Annotated in this window: 21 protein-coding genes; 9 read left to right on the top strand and 12 right to left on the bottom strand. The window is 57.0% G+C overall.

From position 1 onward, the window contains the following. The first annotated feature begins 33 nt into the window (after positions 1-33). From HHL24_RS26215 to HHL24_RS26190, 6 genes are all read left to right on the top strand, one after another. Complete coding sequence (locus tag HHL24_RS26215) at positions 34-948, top strand: LysR substrate-binding domain-containing protein (protein ID WP_169488255.1); 915 nt, start codon at positions 34-36, stop codon at positions 946-948. Between the two features lie 613 nt (positions 949-1561). After that, the gene (locus tag HHL24_RS26210) at positions 1562-2707 is read left to right on the top strand and encodes a porin (protein ID WP_169488254.1); all 1146 of its coding nucleotides are present in this window, start codon (positions 1562-1564) and stop codon (positions 2705-2707) included. 149 nt (positions 2708-2856) lie between these two features. Then, positions 2857-3324, top strand: a complete 468-nt coding sequence (locus HHL24_RS26205) for a MarR family winged helix-turn-helix transcriptional regulator (RefSeq protein ID WP_169488253.1) — start codon at positions 2857-2859, stop codon at positions 3322-3324. Positions 3325-3340: 16 nt separating this feature from the next. Further along, a complete protein-coding gene (locus HHL24_RS26200; RefSeq protein ID WP_169488252.1) occupies positions 3341-3904 on the top strand; it encodes an isochorismatase family protein in 564 nt (187 codons plus the stop codon). 52 nt (positions 3905-3956) lie between these two features. After that, the gene (locus HHL24_RS26195; RefSeq protein WP_169488251.1) at positions 3957-5297 is read left to right on the top strand and encodes an MFS transporter; all 1341 of its coding nucleotides are present in this window, start codon (positions 3957-3959) and stop codon (positions 5295-5297) included. A 136-nt stretch (positions 5298-5433) separates the two neighbouring features. Continuing rightward, positions 5434-5535, top strand: coding sequence for a SymE family type I addiction module toxin (locus HHL24_RS26190; RefSeq protein WP_169488250.1), 102 nt, complete (start codon positions 5434-5436; stop codon positions 5533-5535). Between the two features lie 121 nt (positions 5536-5656). Here HHL24_RS26190 and HHL24_RS26185 read toward each other — a convergent pair whose 3' ends face one another. Beyond that, positions 5657-6136 (bottom strand): Imm50 family immunity protein, encoded by a 480-nt coding sequence (locus HHL24_RS26185; RefSeq protein ID WP_169488249.1) that lies wholly within the window; start codon positions 6134-6136, stop codon positions 5657-5659. A 49-nt stretch (positions 6137-6185) separates the two neighbouring features. Here HHL24_RS26185 and HHL24_RS26180 point away from each other — a divergent pair, with 49 nt between their 5' ends. Next, complete coding sequence (locus tag HHL24_RS26180) at positions 6186-6446, top strand: hypothetical protein (RefSeq protein ID WP_169488248.1); 261 nt, start codon at positions 6186-6188, stop codon at positions 6444-6446. Positions 6447-6456: 10 nt separating this feature from the next. Here HHL24_RS26180 and HHL24_RS45125 read toward each other — a convergent pair whose 3' ends face one another. The 7 genes from HHL24_RS45125 to HHL24_RS26145 form a co-directional block, all read right to left on the bottom strand. Further along, positions 6457-6627 (bottom strand): RHS repeat-associated core domain-containing protein, encoded by a 171-nt coding sequence (locus HHL24_RS45125; protein WP_169488247.1) that lies wholly within the window; start codon positions 6625-6627, stop codon positions 6457-6459. Positions 6628-6940: 313 nt separating this feature from the next. Further along, positions 6941-7417, bottom strand: a complete 477-nt coding sequence (gene comJ / locus HHL24_RS26170; RefSeq protein ID WP_169488246.1) for a competence protein ComJ — start codon at positions 7415-7417, stop codon at positions 6941-6943. A 1-nt stretch (position 7418) separates the two neighbouring features. Continuing rightward, entirely contained in the window at positions 7419-7649 is a 231-nt protein-coding gene (locus tag HHL24_RS45330) for a NucA/NucB deoxyribonuclease domain-containing protein (RefSeq protein WP_169488297.1), read from the bottom strand. Between the two features lie 176 nt (positions 7650-7825). After that, on the bottom strand, positions 7826-8107 hold the full coding sequence (locus HHL24_RS45120; RefSeq protein WP_407947527.1) for an RHS repeat-associated core domain-containing protein: 282 nt from the start codon (positions 8105-8107) through the stop codon (positions 7826-7828). 27 nt (positions 8108-8134) lie between these two features. Continuing rightward, complete coding sequence (locus tag HHL24_RS26155; protein ID WP_169488245.1) at positions 8135-8356, bottom strand: hypothetical protein; 222 nt, start codon at positions 8354-8356, stop codon at positions 8135-8137. A 12-nt stretch (positions 8357-8368) separates the two neighbouring features. Beyond that, positions 8369-9010 (bottom strand): RHS repeat-associated core domain-containing protein, encoded by a 642-nt coding sequence (locus HHL24_RS43655; RefSeq protein WP_206003022.1) that lies wholly within the window; start codon positions 9008-9010, stop codon positions 8369-8371. 141 nt (positions 9011-9151) lie between these two features. After that, complete coding sequence (locus HHL24_RS26145) at positions 9152-9355, bottom strand: CHC2 zinc finger domain-containing protein (protein WP_230417570.1); 204 nt, start codon at positions 9353-9355, stop codon at positions 9152-9154. Positions 9356-9505: 150 nt separating this feature from the next. Here HHL24_RS26145 and HHL24_RS26140 point away from each other — a divergent pair, with 150 nt between their 5' ends. After that, complete coding sequence (locus HHL24_RS26140) at positions 9506-9790, top strand: helix-turn-helix domain-containing protein (RefSeq protein WP_169488244.1); 285 nt, start codon at positions 9506-9508, stop codon at positions 9788-9790. Between the two features lie 104 nt (positions 9791-9894). Then, complete coding sequence (locus HHL24_RS26135; protein WP_169488243.1) at positions 9895-10149, top strand: hypothetical protein; 255 nt, start codon at positions 9895-9897, stop codon at positions 10147-10149. Positions 10150-10212: 63 nt separating this feature from the next. Here the strand turns inward: HHL24_RS26135 and HHL24_RS26130 are convergent, their stop codons facing one another. The 4 genes from HHL24_RS26130 to HHL24_RS26120 are packed head-to-tail and all read right to left on the bottom strand — an operon-like array spanning position 10213 to position 12198. Next, entirely contained in the window at positions 10213-10743 is a 531-nt protein-coding gene (locus tag HHL24_RS26130) for a hypothetical protein (RefSeq protein WP_169488242.1), read from the bottom strand. Between the two features lie 11 nt (positions 10744-10754). Further along, on the bottom strand, positions 10755-11252 hold the full coding sequence (locus tag HHL24_RS43650) for an RHS repeat-associated core domain-containing protein (protein ID WP_407947526.1): 498 nt from the start codon (positions 11250-11252) through the stop codon (positions 10755-10757). Further along, positions 11140-11892: a hypothetical protein gene (locus HHL24_RS44140; protein ID WP_230417568.1), complete on the bottom strand. Its 753-nt coding sequence runs from the start codon at positions 11890-11892 to the stop codon at positions 11140-11142. The genes HHL24_RS43650 and HHL24_RS44140 overlap by 113 nt, the downstream gene beginning before the upstream one ends. Before the next feature lie 12 nt (positions 11893-11904). After that, positions 11905-12198 carry a DUF3144 domain-containing protein gene (locus HHL24_RS26120; protein WP_169488241.1) on the bottom strand — a complete coding sequence of 98 codons (294 nt, stop codon included), beginning with the start codon at positions 12196-12198 and terminating at the stop codon, positions 11905-11907. Positions 12199-12393: the final 195 nt, after the last annotated feature.

Here is a 12393-nt window from a genome sequence, read left to right as displayed (position 1 = left end):
TCGCCAAATTTCTTTGGAAAGCGAGTAATTCCGATGGCTTCCATCAGCGGACCCGATTGGTCGAAACTGAGTTCTCTGGACCCCGAACTGGTGCGGGCATTCGTTGCTGTCGTCGACAGTGGCGGGTTTACCGCAGCGGCCAAACTGCTGCACCGCACGCAGTCGACCATCAGTCTGCGGATCCGCACGCTGGAGGAGCGGTTGGATACGCATATGTTTCTGCGTAACAGCCGGCGGCTGGCTTTGTCGCGCGATGGCGAGAATTTTTTGATTCACGCGCGACGCATTATTCAGGTGCAGAACGAGGCGATCGCGGCACTGAACCGGAGCAGTAGCGATGGGGTGATCCGGTTTGGCCTGCCCGAGGACTATGCTGAGTTATGGCTGCCTGAGTTGCTCAAGAAGTTTTATGCGCTGAGGCCGGGCGTGCGGCCGCATATTCACTGCCGGATGTCGTTGGAGTTGCTGGAGCGGTTGCAGGCTGGGGAGTTGGATCTGGCTTTAGTAGTGCGGCACGGGTCGCAAACCAGTGGGCGGCATCTCGGGCGTGAGGAAGTGGTGTGGGCCGCGCATCGGGATTTTGTTTTGGAGGCTGGGGCGCCGGTGCCTCTTGCCTTGTTTCCTGAAACTTGCTGCTACCGGCAGCGGGGGCTTGCAGCGCTCGCCGCGCTTGAGCGGCAGTATCAGGTTGTGTATACGAGTCAGAGTCCTACCGGGATTAAGGTTGCTGTTAATCATGGGGCGGCTGTGACGATTATCGATCGGTGTACGTTGCCGGATAACTGGCGGGTGCTGGGGGTTCAGGATGGGTTGCCCGCCTTGCCCGCGGCCGATCTCGAGTTGCATCGGGCTTCGGTTAATCGGGATCCGGCTGTGGATGTGCTCGCTGGTTTGATCGAGGAGATGGTGGAGGAGAGGCGCAATCTGGTGGTTGCTGTTAACGTTTAGGGTTGCTGTTTGCCTCGCGGCGGTGGCGTTTTTTTGATCTGGATTCTTTGCCTTCCTTGATCTGGATTTTTGGCCTTTCCTTGATCTGGATTCTTGGCCTTTCCTTGATTTCTTAGTGGTCTATTAGCGTTGCCCCTGTGCGGGGCGGCACCTACTTTTCTTTGCCTGCCGCAAAGAAAAGTAGGCAAAAGAAAGCGGCTCAAACCGCTCATGCTAAGTGGGAACCGTGGCCCGCAAGTGGCAGTGGCTCCGTGGAATCCGTGCTCGTGCACCCTCCAGCGTTTGTGACAAGGGCGTCATTCTTCCGGCGGCGCTGCGCGCGCCGAAGCGTATTTCTTAAAACCATCTGCTTCGGCTCTCCTCTCTCCCACCTCATTCACTGCACTGCAGTGCAGTGAATGAGGTGCACTACATTTCATCTCGCTTCGTCCCTCGCATCCTCTTCCCGTCCCGTTAAATCATTCGGATAGCAAACTTTTTTCTCTCGTTGCTGATTCTCCCGCGCTTGCTCCATCGGCGTTTCCGATTGATGCCATCAGAATTCCTCGCTTTGCAAAAAGTATTGGCCGGAAAATCATGCGTCGGCCACTTGCCAAACCATTCTGGAGATCTTATGAAAAAGAAAGTCCTCGCTATCGCCCTGCTCGGCGCCGCCGCTTCCCCCGCTTTCGCACAGAGCAGCGTGACGCTGTACGGAGTCATCGATGAAGGGATCGACTACACCAATAACGTCGGGCACGGTAGCGTCGTGGAGCTCGCCAGCGGCTATGCACAAGGCAGTCGCTGGGGCTTGAAAGGCTCGGAAGATCTCGGTGGTGGTCTCAAAGCAATCTTTCAACTCGAAAACGGCTTCGACCTGAATTCCGGTCGGCTCAATCAGGGCGGCCGCATGTTCGGCAGGCAAGCCTATGTGGGTCTGAGCAGCGATCGCTTCGGTTCCGTTACGCTAGGCCGTCAATACGACTCGGTGGTCGACTACCTCGCGCAAACCACCGCCAACGGCAATTGGGCAGGCTATCTGTTTGCCCACCCCTACGATAACGACAACACCGATAATTCGTTCCGCGTCGATAACACCATCAAATATGCAAGCCCCGATATCTCGGGCTTCCAGTTCGGTGGCACGTACAGCTTTAGCAACGATACGAATTTCGCCAACAACCGTCAGTACAGCTTCGGTGCTCAATACGCAAACGGCGGTCTGCTGGTCGCCGCCGCCTATTTGCAAGCAAATAATCCCGGCGTCGGTTCGAACGGCGCAATCACCGCGAACGACGCAAGCTTCATCGCCGGCCGCATGCGCGTGTTCGGCGGCGGTGTCAACTACACGTTCGGCTCGGCTACCGTCGGCTTCGCGTATACCAACTCGAATTACCAAGACCCCACCGGAAACGGCTATATCGGCATCCCGCTCGCCGCGAACGGCGTCCTGCTCAATACGCTGAAATACCAGAACTTCGAAGTGAACGGCAAATACCAGATCACACCCGCATTCTTCGTCGGCGCGCAGTATGTCTACACGATGGAGACATACGACGCCTCGACAGGCAGCGTGAAGCCCAAGATCCACTCCGTCGGGTTGATGGCGGACTACAACCTGTCCAAGCGTACGGACGTCTATATCCAGGGCGAGTATCAGAAGGTCGCCGGCAGTTCGACCAATTCGATTCTCGACGACGCATTCATCCCCGGCGTGCAGACGCCCTCGTCGACGCAGAATCAGGTCGTAGCGCGCGTGGCGCTTCGCCACAAGTTCTAAAAGGCGCGTCGCCGCGCCACGCTTCAACTCGAGCACTCAAGCCAAATGCGGAATGCGTGGCTCGCCTCGCATTCCGCCGCCAACTCCGTCAACTTGACTCCCGGCAGATGCGAAGGTAACCTACGAAGGTAACCTTCACATCTGCCGGCATGTCCAGCAACGACACTCAGTCCACACGCCCCCCCTCCGATCCGGACGCCCTGCACGCCACGGCGGAAGACTTGCGTGTACTCGTCGGCAAGTTGCGCCGCCGGTTGCGCGAAGAAGCGCATGTGGGCGATTTCACGCCGTCGCAGGTGCAGGTTCTCAGCCTGCTGGAACGCGAAGGTCCGGCAACGGTCACTACGCTCGCACGCATCCAGGGTATGCGTCCCCAATCCATGGGCGAGACACTTTCGGTTCTGAAAGCTGCCGGACTCGTGAGCGGCGCACCGGACCCGAACGACGGGCGGCAAACTGTTCTCTCCCTCACGCCCGCTTTCCGCAAGAAGATCAAGGCAAGCCGCGCGGCACGCGAAGACTGGCTATTCCGTACGATCCAGACCCGCTTCTCCGCTGCCGAACAGCAACAACTCGCGATTGGCGTCGACTTGCTCAAACGCCTCATCGACTCATAACGGTCAGGAAAACACCATGGCTCTCACCACGCTCGACGCAAAGACCGCATTGGTCGTCATCGATTTGCAGCGAGGCATCGTCGCGCTGCCCACCGCCCACCCCACCGCTGATGTCGTGAAACGCTCCGCTTCGCTAGCTGAGGCGTTTCGCCGCCACGGTCTGCCAGTGGTGCTCGTCAACGTTGCAGGCGGCGCACCCGGCCGCGCGGAACAGTCGCGCAACACCGGCGATTTCCCCGCTGGTTTTGCCGATCTCGTACCCGAAGTCAATCAGCAGCCGTCGGATCATCTGGTCACCAAGCGCACCTGGGGCGCGTTCACCAATACGGATCTTGAAGCGTATCTGCGCAAGCAAGGCGTCACGCAAGTGGTGCTGGTCGGCGTGGCCACCAGCATCGGCGTCGAGTCCACCGCGCGTTTCGCACACGAACTCGGCTTCAACGTCACCTTCGCGGTCGACGCCATGACCGACATGAACCTCGACGCTCACACCAACAGCATCGCGCGCATCTTCCCGCGCCTCGGCGAAACCGGCACGACGCAGGATGTCCTCGATCTGCTCGAGAAATCGTGCGCATGAGCATTCGTTTGAACCTCTGCGCGACGCGGATCGTCCACGCCAGGATGTTCCGGTGAGCAGCACATTCCGTTCGCTGCGCACGTTCAACTACCGGGTCTGGGCCAGCGGCGCAATCGTCTCCAACGTCGGCACATGGATGCAGCGCACGGCGCAGGACTGGCTCGTGCTCACGGAACTCACGCATCACAATGCAACCTCCGTGGGCATTGTGATGTCGCTGCAGTTCGGGCCGCAAATGCTCCTGCTGCCCCTAACCGGCTATGCGGCCGATCACTTCGACCGCCGCAAGCTGCTGTTCGCCACCCAGGCGGCGATGGGCACGTTGGCGTTGTGCCTCGGGATTCTCACCGTGACCGGGCTCGTGCAGTTATGGCAGGTCTATGTGTTTGCGGGCTTGCTCGGTTGCGTCACCGCGTTCGATTCACCGGCGCGTCAGACCTTTGTCTCCGATCTGGTGGGAGAAGCCGATCTGTCGAATGCGGTCGCGCTGAACTCCACCTCGTTCAATGCGGCGCGCATGATCGGGCCCGCCGCCGCAGGGCTGTTGATCGCCTCGGTGGGCACAGGCTGGGTGTTTCTGATCAACGCGCTCTCTTTCGTCGCCGTGCTCGGTTCGCTGCGCATGCTGCGCCTGAGCGAACTGAATCTGAAGCCGCGAGCGGTACGTGCACGAGGCAGCTTCGTGGAAGGTTTCAAGTATGTATGGACGCGCCCCGATCTGAAGGCTGCGCTGTTGATGCTGTTTCTGATCGGCGCCTTCGGGCTGAACTTCCCGATCTTCATCTCCACCATGTCCGTCACCGCGTTTCATGCGGGCGCGAGTCAATACGGGGTGTTGAGCTCGACCATGGCAATCGGTTCGGTGGCCGGGGCGTTGCTGGCCGCGCGCAGAGCAAAGCCTCGCATGGCTATTCTGATCGTCGCAGCGGCGCTTTTTGGACTGGGCTGTACGACCGCCTCGCTCATGCCGAACTATGTACTGTTTGGGCTTGCACTTGTCGTGATCGGCATATCCACGCAGACGTTCACCACTTCGACGAACAGTCTCGTGCAAATCTCCACGGACCCGGCCATGCGTGGCCGGGTGATTGCGATCCTGCTTGCCATCTCGCTAGGCACCACACCGCTCGGCGCGCCGGTGGTGGGATGGGTTGCGGATCGTTTTGGCCCGCGTTGGGCGCTCGGGGTTGGTGCTGCATCGGGCTTCGCGGCGGCGATTGTGGGCTTGATGTATCTGGTGAAGTATCGTCAGTTGCGTGTGTATGTCGAAGCGGGGCGTTTGCGGTACAGCATTGACGACCTACGCGTGGCGCCGCCTTACGTCAGTCCCGCCACGGCGGTGCAGAATGCGGTGTTGAGCGAAGCGGAAGAGGATTCGTCGGCTGGGGTTTAAGGGACGTTGCGCCAAGCGCAGTAATTGGCATAGGGGATGGGCCAGGCGGTTTGTCACCATCCAGGAATCCTGGCGATATCAGAAACCGGCACGCCTGCCCTTCCATATGCGCAAGGAGCCGCCCGCCTTTCCGTGAATGAAGCTTTCCGGACGGTGGATCGAGACCGCCGGCTTTGAACCCCGATCCCGCGTACGCATTACCGTCGAGCACCAGCGGCTCGTCATTCCCCCAGCATAAAAGAAGAAGGGCCGCTCGCGCGGCCCTTCTTCTTCATCACCTCCTAGATCTAATTTGCGCCAGCGCTTTCTTCGGTCGCGCTTCGCGCACATAGTTCAAGGATTTTAGATGTCCGCATTGTTTAGCTCGGAACGAATAGCGTGTCCCGATCATAAGGCCGAATCGACTCAACGATGACTTCGTGACATGTCACGACGATATCTAGACCAATGTTAGGGTTCAGATCAAACCTCACTAGGCCATTGTCCATCTTCGTGAGGTTGACATCCCTGATCCAGGCTTCCTCGAGCATTGCGTTAATGTCGATATCTACTTCCCTAATATTCAGCAGATCCACGGTGACGATGTAATCTGAACCGCCTTCGGGCGGCCGTGGCCCAAAGCGATTGTGGGCGATCTCCAGCGTCAAATCGACAAGATCTCGATCACAACCCGGTGGCAGCGGCGTGCCTTCGCCATCAACAAAGGAACGTCTCGCTCGTCGCATACAAAAGCTTCGAACTGACGAGTCGTGGAATGAGGGATATTCACCGAGCACGTTCTGGAGCAGTTTCCCATTCCGTGCAAATTCCCAGCCAAATGTGCTCTCTGAAGGGTTCATCGCTACTCTCTAGATCGGTTCATCGACTCGGTATGGGCGACATCGGCAGGTGAGTCGGGTCACGTTTGCCGTCGAAAAAATTGTGACCATGGGCTTCACCGTGACTTTCATGATACTGAGCAGTCAGGTTGCCGGCGCCGTCAAAGTAATCTGCATCAAGGCCGTTTGGATTCAACCGGAAGCCACCGGGCGGATTGCCCGTCATCGAGACACCGCGGGCCGCAACCTGAACCGCCGCCTGATTCCCCGCCGCTGTCGCGGCTTGCTGAATGTTGGCGCCACTAGCTTCGGCGCACTCACGGCCACCTGAACCGGAGCACTTACGGTAGCACCCGGTGCACTGCTCGTCGACGCAAACCCCGAGGCGCAATCATCCCCGTCGGATCCGTGAAGTTGATCGGGTTATTCTTTACATACGCATACAGATTCAGATCGTCAGCGCCGCCCACCGGATCCGTCTGCAGAAACCGCCCCAGCGCCGGCGAGTACATCCGCGCCTAGTAATAATACAGCCCAGATGTACTACAAGTTCACTGCTGCGCAGACAACATTTCGTAGCCAACCGTAGGTGTTATTCGGAAGCCAGCGAATGCGCATCACCGTCGAACACAAGCTCATCATCACAGTTTAAAGGACGAAGGGCCGCGCGTGCCCTTCGTGGATCCTATCCTTCACGTGGACGATATCACCAGCTGGAACGTATGTCGTCTTCGTGTACTGAATCGTTTTCCGAGTATCATCACAGACACGACGACAGGCCATACGCCCCCTTTCACCTTAACGCTGCTATGTTTTATGTCGCGATCAACAGGCTGGTTCTGCGGTAGTCAGAAGCAGTTCATCAGGCGACAGTTCCGAATCTGCTCGGATGACGGCAAAACGGGGAGCATCCTTTTTTGCAAAGGTCAGTCGTACCCGCTCCTCACCCACACCAGTCGATCGCCTAAATTCGCAACGCAACAGGAACGAACCAGCCGGAAGCGCTAACGGCACCGTTTCGGCGATGCTACCGATTTCAATTGCCCCGTCATCTGGCACATCAAATGGCACTTCTATAGCTCGCACTGTGTCGGGATGCATCCCTCCTGTGTGATCAACAAGATCAATTTCCACCACGTGCGAACCCGTCTCCGATAATGTGCGAAACGATACGCTGCCTGGTCGCCAAGCAAATCCTTGTGCAACGTGTCGATCGCTCCAGTCGTTATATGGCTGCGAAAGCGCGCTCGCAAATACCGCAAGCTGACTATACGAAACTTCAAATTTAATCGTGATTGTCATCCTAATCTCCAACCGTGATTCGAACACGAGCGCCATCGGGTAAGCCTCGGCATGCATTTCCAATGCAAGCTCCAGCTCCCATATTCGCGCCAGGATTGACCGGTCGCACACTTGCTCCCGCCCCACCTTCCCTGAACATAGCTGGTGGGTACTCATCCAATTGCTTACCCGGAACCTTAGCAATCCCACCAGTCGATGCCTGCCGATTCGCTGCTGCGCCAGCTCGGTTTATGGTGAGGACCTACGGCTGGCCAGCCTTAATCGCGTCGGCAACGTGCTGTGCTGCCTCACCGTATTTCGAAAGAGAGAGGCTTATATCCTTTGCCACTCCCTCAGCTGCACCTGCTGCGGCTTTCGCAAACGCCCCTCCGATCATCGGTACATCGCTATTCGCTATTTCATTCGCGATCAGCCCGAGACCGAGGAGCGGCAACAGCGGCCCCATTGCAACCTGCGTGCCACTACCAAAGCCAACCGGAGTGAAGCAAACGCGGTAGCGCCACCAAGTGGAGAATAATTAAACGTCCTGGCAGAGGCGGCTGCAAGCCCGCTCGGATCCGTAAAGTTTATCGGGTTGTTCGCGACGTACGCATACAGGTTCAGATCGTCAGCGGTTCCAACGGGGTCAGTCTGCAGAAACCGCCCCAACGCCGGCAAGTACATCCGCGCCTTGTAATAAGGCAGCCCCAAATCGGCGACACTACCCAAGGTACTTTCTTAGCTTATCCAAATGACTGACCAACCAGCCTCTTTAAAATAACGCAACAAGGCTGCTTCATCCTCAACCCAATTGTCATGACCACTATGAAACTCTAAATCATCCGCAGTCAAGATAAGAAAGCCACCCGTGTTTTCATTGTCCTCCACGACCTTTATGTATCGTCCAAGCTCATCGCCCGCAACTATCTTACCGACTCTACCTGTTTGCACATTGTTCATAACCGGACTTTCTTAATCCGTGAATGGGACATGATTGTTCGCCACTGGCTTTGCTGCACCGGGTGCGTACGTTTCCAAATGACCATGTGGGACACCTGGAGCGTGACTGCCCGAAAGCGAATTGCCATCAATTCTGAACTGACGAGTTCCGTCCGCGCTCCGAAATACTCCACTGCCAGGCTTGCCAATTTCCTTGTAGCCCTGCCCCAAGAAATCCTCACCAGCTTTGAGCAACTCATTACTTTGAAGTGTGTGCTGGCTGGTGATGTTCCCCCTACCAGCAAGCGCCTCTGCAATTACAGCTTCAGACTTACTTACACTCTTCGCGGCTGCCGCCGCTCCCTTGCCAAGCATCCCCCCGATTATCGGCACATCGCTAGTCGCAATTTCATTTGCGATCAGCCCGAGACCGAGGAGCGGCAACAGCGGCCCCATTGCAACCTGCGTGCCACTACCAAAGCCAACCGGAGTGTAAGCAAACGCGGTAGCGCCACCAAGTGGAGAATAATTAAACGTCCTGGCAGAGGCGGCTGCAAGCCCGCTCGGATCCGTAAAGTTTATCGGGTTGTTGCCGACGTACGCATACAGATTCAGATCGTCAGCGCCGCCCACCGGATCCGTCTGCAGAAACCGCCCCAGCGCCGGCGAGTACATCCGCGCCTTGTAATAGTACAGCCCCAGTTCAGTTCACCTTGACGCGAACTTCCCTCACGCGGGCCGCTTTCTCTTATCCAGCAAGGTTTCCCGCCATATCGCCTGCGCCGTCAGCAGAATTTTTCCAGACGCGAGTTTCCATTACTTCGCATCTCGAAACAAGTTGGTCCTTCGGCTCTTCGACGGCGTCACCACCAGCGAGGGCGTGCCGTCCTCATGAAACGGGCAACGTCCGCGCACGTCCCTGCCCGATCTCACCAGTTCAATCCCGTGCGTGCGCACGAGCTGCTCCACCGACACCTCGGCCTTCATGCGTTCAAGCTCGGAATCGGCGATGCGGGCCATAAAACGTCCTTCGGCTAAAACCTGTCAAGGGGGTTTTAATAAAAATAACTCACCATCCAGCATACTTCGTTTTGAAGTATCCTGGACATTGTTTTGTAGAACCCGGGGTATCTTGTGGCTGTCCTCATACATGAAGTGCCGACAACAGCCATGTCGGAAGTCAACCCGCGTGTCTATAACCGCTGGGAGCGCGGCCTGGCTACGCCGCAGTTCGATACCGTGGTGCGCATCGCCGATATCCTCCAGGTCACCCTCGATGAACTGGCCGGGCGAACGCCCGCTGCGGCCGAGCCCAGGATTCACAATCAGGAGTTATTGAACCTCTACCAGCAGGTGGACAGCCTGCCCGATGCCGAGCAGCAGGCCCTGATCCCGGTGATAGACAGTTTCGTCAGGAAGACGCAGGTTCAGAAGGTCATGAGCCGCCGCCGGTAGGTAGCTCATCAAGCAGAGGTAGAAGCCGTAAACGAAGCGCGGGCGATGAGTGCGCCAACACTCACCGCCCGCTGATCACCACCAGCTCAATGGGAGAGTTGACGATGACTAGGCACGATCTTAAAACACAACCCCGCAAGACCCGTAAACCTCCTCAGCGCGAGTACGAGCATTGCAGCGGCATCCTGCGAAACACCCCCGATCCGGGGCCGGCGCAACCGGACGGACAACCGTATTTCCCGTGGATGCAGAGCGCCGACCACTGGCTCGCCACAGCCGGTTTCAAACCCGGTGAGCGCGTCAGCTTCAGTATCGACTATCGCTACGCGCGCCTTACCATCATGCCCGATCACGGTTGACAGAATGACCAGGGGCCGCGTTAGCGGCCCCTGGTTTATGGAACAGTATTCCCTAGCAATCGCTTAGGTTTTGTCCGGTTCACCCGTTGACTCAACCGCGACTAAGCCATTGTTTGTATATCCCACGGACGCCCCGTCCTTGGAATGCAACTGCCATTGATTTTCATCCGGATCGACGCTCGGGTTCCAATCGTGCCTCGGCCGCAGATTTAGACTGGCTCCCATGTCAAACTTCAATGTGCATGACTTTGTCGCCTCAACGCCACGCGCAGAAACAAGATACTGCCCCTCGACGTTCCGAAACAGATTTTCCATATCGTCTACATCATCGCCCTGACTGACCGATCTTTGCTCGTTAGTCAGCGTCCAATCGCAACCCAAGACGAGAAGTGACCAAGTCCCGGTCACAAAGACCCGACGTCTACGGAGGCTAATCTTTGATTTCTCCGAGGTCTCCGGCCTTGGTTCGATGGGTTCACGAATCCGCAGATACGGATCCCCAAACTCAATCAAGAAACAACTCCCGTGAGTCTGCTTAATAGAAAAAACAATCTTCCCTATCAGCGGAGAAAAAATCTTACTTATGCTTTCCATTTGATTGCTCGTCATTTGTTAAACATGTCCCTTCCACGCTCGAGAATCTCGTGATATCCCAAACCCTGCCCACTAATTTCTTCATGCAATGACCGCGCCTGACCCGGAGTTAAGCGGAGCTTGACGACAACATCGTTAAACTGCTTGTTCTGAGCCTGATTGTTTCCCGGCGTACCGCTGGAACCAGCGACCTGGATCGCATCCCCCACTGCCGCTTGCGGCATGCTGAACACCGGTGCATCAAGCTTCGCCACAACGGCGGGCGTCTGCACTGGAGCACTTACGGTAGCAGCCGGTGCACTGCTCGTCGACGCAAACCCCGAGGCCGCAATCATCCCCGTCGGATCCGTGAAGTTGATGGGGTTGTTCTTCACGTACGCATACAGATTCAGGTCGTCAGCGCCGCCCACCGGATCCGTCTGCAGAAACCGCCCCAACTGCGGCGAGTACATCCGCGCCTTGTAATAGTACAGCCCCAGCCCCGCCACGTAATACTGTCCCGTGTACAGGAAGTTCGACAACGGCATCGACCCCGTGGTCTCCCCGAACGGTCCGTACTTCACGCTGTCCCTCGTCGCACCCGCAGCGTTCGCCGACGACACGATGCTGCCCTGATGGTCCGCTTACAGATAAATCTTCGCGTTCGTAGCCCTGCTCCAGACCCGTGCCAACCGCCTTGCGGACACTCTTTACGCTGTCGTCCGCGTTGTACACCGTCTCGGTGACGCGGTTGCCGCCGTCGGCCGCCGCCATATATCGCGTTACTCGCGACGGGCGATGGTGGTCGTGATACGCCGTATCGATGATCGGCGTCGGCGCGGTTTCAACCGGGCATGTGCTTACATTCGCCGTTCTGGCCGGGCCCCAGATACGCACCACATCGCCCATCGCGTTGTAGCGTCTGCATGTCACCATCGCGCCGCCGGCGATCGCCACGCCGCGGCTGATCTCGCGGCTATCCGCGTCGTAGCCGATCACCTCGTCGCTCGCCAGCAGGTTCGCGTTGGTGCGGGTCACGTTGCCGCGCCTGTCGTAGGTGTACATGACGCTCGCGACGCCATCGCGCTTGCTCGTGATCAGCCGGCCTTCGTTGTCGAAGGTGGTGACTGTTTTTACCCCTAGTGCATGGAATCGATGCGTTGCCGCCAAACGCTCCTACAATCAATGAGGAGGCTTCATGTATGCGTTAAAATTTTTAATATAGTCGTCTACGTTTTTCTCAAGCATCGATCGGTATTGTTGACAAAAATACTCAATGGTTTTTTCTTTTAATTCGGCCATCTCCTCTCCGGAGGAAAAACCACATGCACTGACCCATGCGTTGAAGCGGGCAGTCCCATACATCATCGATGCACTTACTTTTCCACGACCCCCAACCATTTCAATTTGTTGGTTCGAAAGATTTATGTGTTCATCGGCTCGGCTGTAAAAATTCTCGTCAATATCGTCTTTCATGTGTCTTAGGTGACCTCTTCAAAGTTTACGCGAAATTAGCGCTTCTAAAAATCTAGACTTCCCAGTTTCGTAGAGAATTAAAATCATTCCCTGCTCACAGAGAAACACTTCAAACGTGAACGAACATCAAGTTCTGCATCGAGTCGCAGTTCGTCTCCCAATGGTCTGAAACTAGATTGCTAGAGCCCCCACTTC

Origin of the sequence: Paraburkholderia polaris (assembly GCF_012927345.1) — a bacterium.
Taxonomy (GTDB): Bacteria; Pseudomonadota; Gammaproteobacteria; order Burkholderiales; family Burkholderiaceae; genus Paraburkholderia; species Paraburkholderia polaris.
The sequence above is the reverse complement of the archived record's forward strand: the minus strand, read 5'-3'. Positions and strand labels throughout refer to the sequence as shown.

What these genes read in the sequence shown, in the direction of transcription:
- HHL24_RS26190 (WP_169488250.1), top strand. Translation starts at nt 5,434, where the DNA reads ATGAAGCTTTCCGGACGGTGGATCGAGACCGCCGGCTTTGAACCCCGA.
- HHL24_RS26210 (WP_169488254.1), top strand. Translation starts at nt 1,562, where the DNA reads ATGAAAAAGAAAGTCCTCGCTATCGCCCTGCTCGGCGCCGCCGCTTCC.
- HHL24_RS26200 (WP_169488252.1), top strand. Translation starts at nt 3,341, where the DNA reads ATGGCTCTCACCACGCTCGACGCAAAGACCGCATTGGTCGTCATCGAT.
- HHL24_RS26140 (WP_169488244.1), top strand. Translation starts at nt 9,506, where the DNA reads ATGTCGGAAGTCAACCCGCGTGTCTATAACCGCTGGGAGCGCGGCCTG.
- HHL24_RS26185 (WP_169488249.1), bottom strand. Translation starts at nt 6,136, where the DNA reads ATGAACCCTTCAGAGAGCACATTTGGCTGGGAATTTGCACGGAATGGG.
- comJ (WP_169488246.1), bottom strand. Translation starts at nt 7,417, where the DNA reads ATGACAATCACGATTAAATTTGAAGTTTCGTATAGTCAGCTTGCGGTA.
- HHL24_RS26215 (WP_169488255.1), top strand. Translation starts at nt 34, where the DNA reads ATGGCTTCCATCAGCGGACCCGATTGGTCGAAACTGAGTTCTCTGGAC.
- HHL24_RS26120 (WP_169488241.1), bottom strand. Translation starts at nt 12,198, where the DNA reads ATGAAAGACGATATTGACGAGAATTTTTACAGCCGAGCCGATGAACAC.
- HHL24_RS43655 (WP_206003022.1), bottom strand. Translation starts at nt 9,010, where the DNA reads ATGTACTCGCCGGCGCTGGGGCGGTTTCTGCAGACGGATCCGGTGGGC.
- HHL24_RS26145 (WP_230417570.1), bottom strand. Translation starts at nt 9,355, where the DNA reads ATGGCCCGCATCGCCGATTCCGAGCTTGAACGCATGAAGGCCGAGGTG.
- HHL24_RS26155 (WP_169488245.1), bottom strand. Translation starts at nt 8,356, where the DNA reads ATGAACAATGTGCAAACAGGTAGAGTCGGTAAGATAGTTGCGGGCGAT.
- HHL24_RS45125 (WP_169488247.1), bottom strand. Translation starts at nt 6,627, where the DNA reads ATGTACTCGCCGGCGCTGGGGCGGTTTCTGCAGACGGATCCGGTGGGC.
- HHL24_RS26130 (WP_169488242.1), bottom strand. Translation starts at nt 10,743, where the DNA reads ATGGAAAGCATAAGTAAGATTTTTTCTCCGCTGATAGGGAAGATTGTT.
- HHL24_RS26135 (WP_169488243.1), top strand. Translation starts at nt 9,895, where the DNA reads ATGACTAGGCACGATCTTAAAACACAACCCCGCAAGACCCGTAAACCT.
- HHL24_RS26205 (WP_169488253.1), top strand. Translation starts at nt 2,857, where the DNA reads ATGTCCAGCAACGACACTCAGTCCACACGCCCCCCCTCCGATCCGGAC.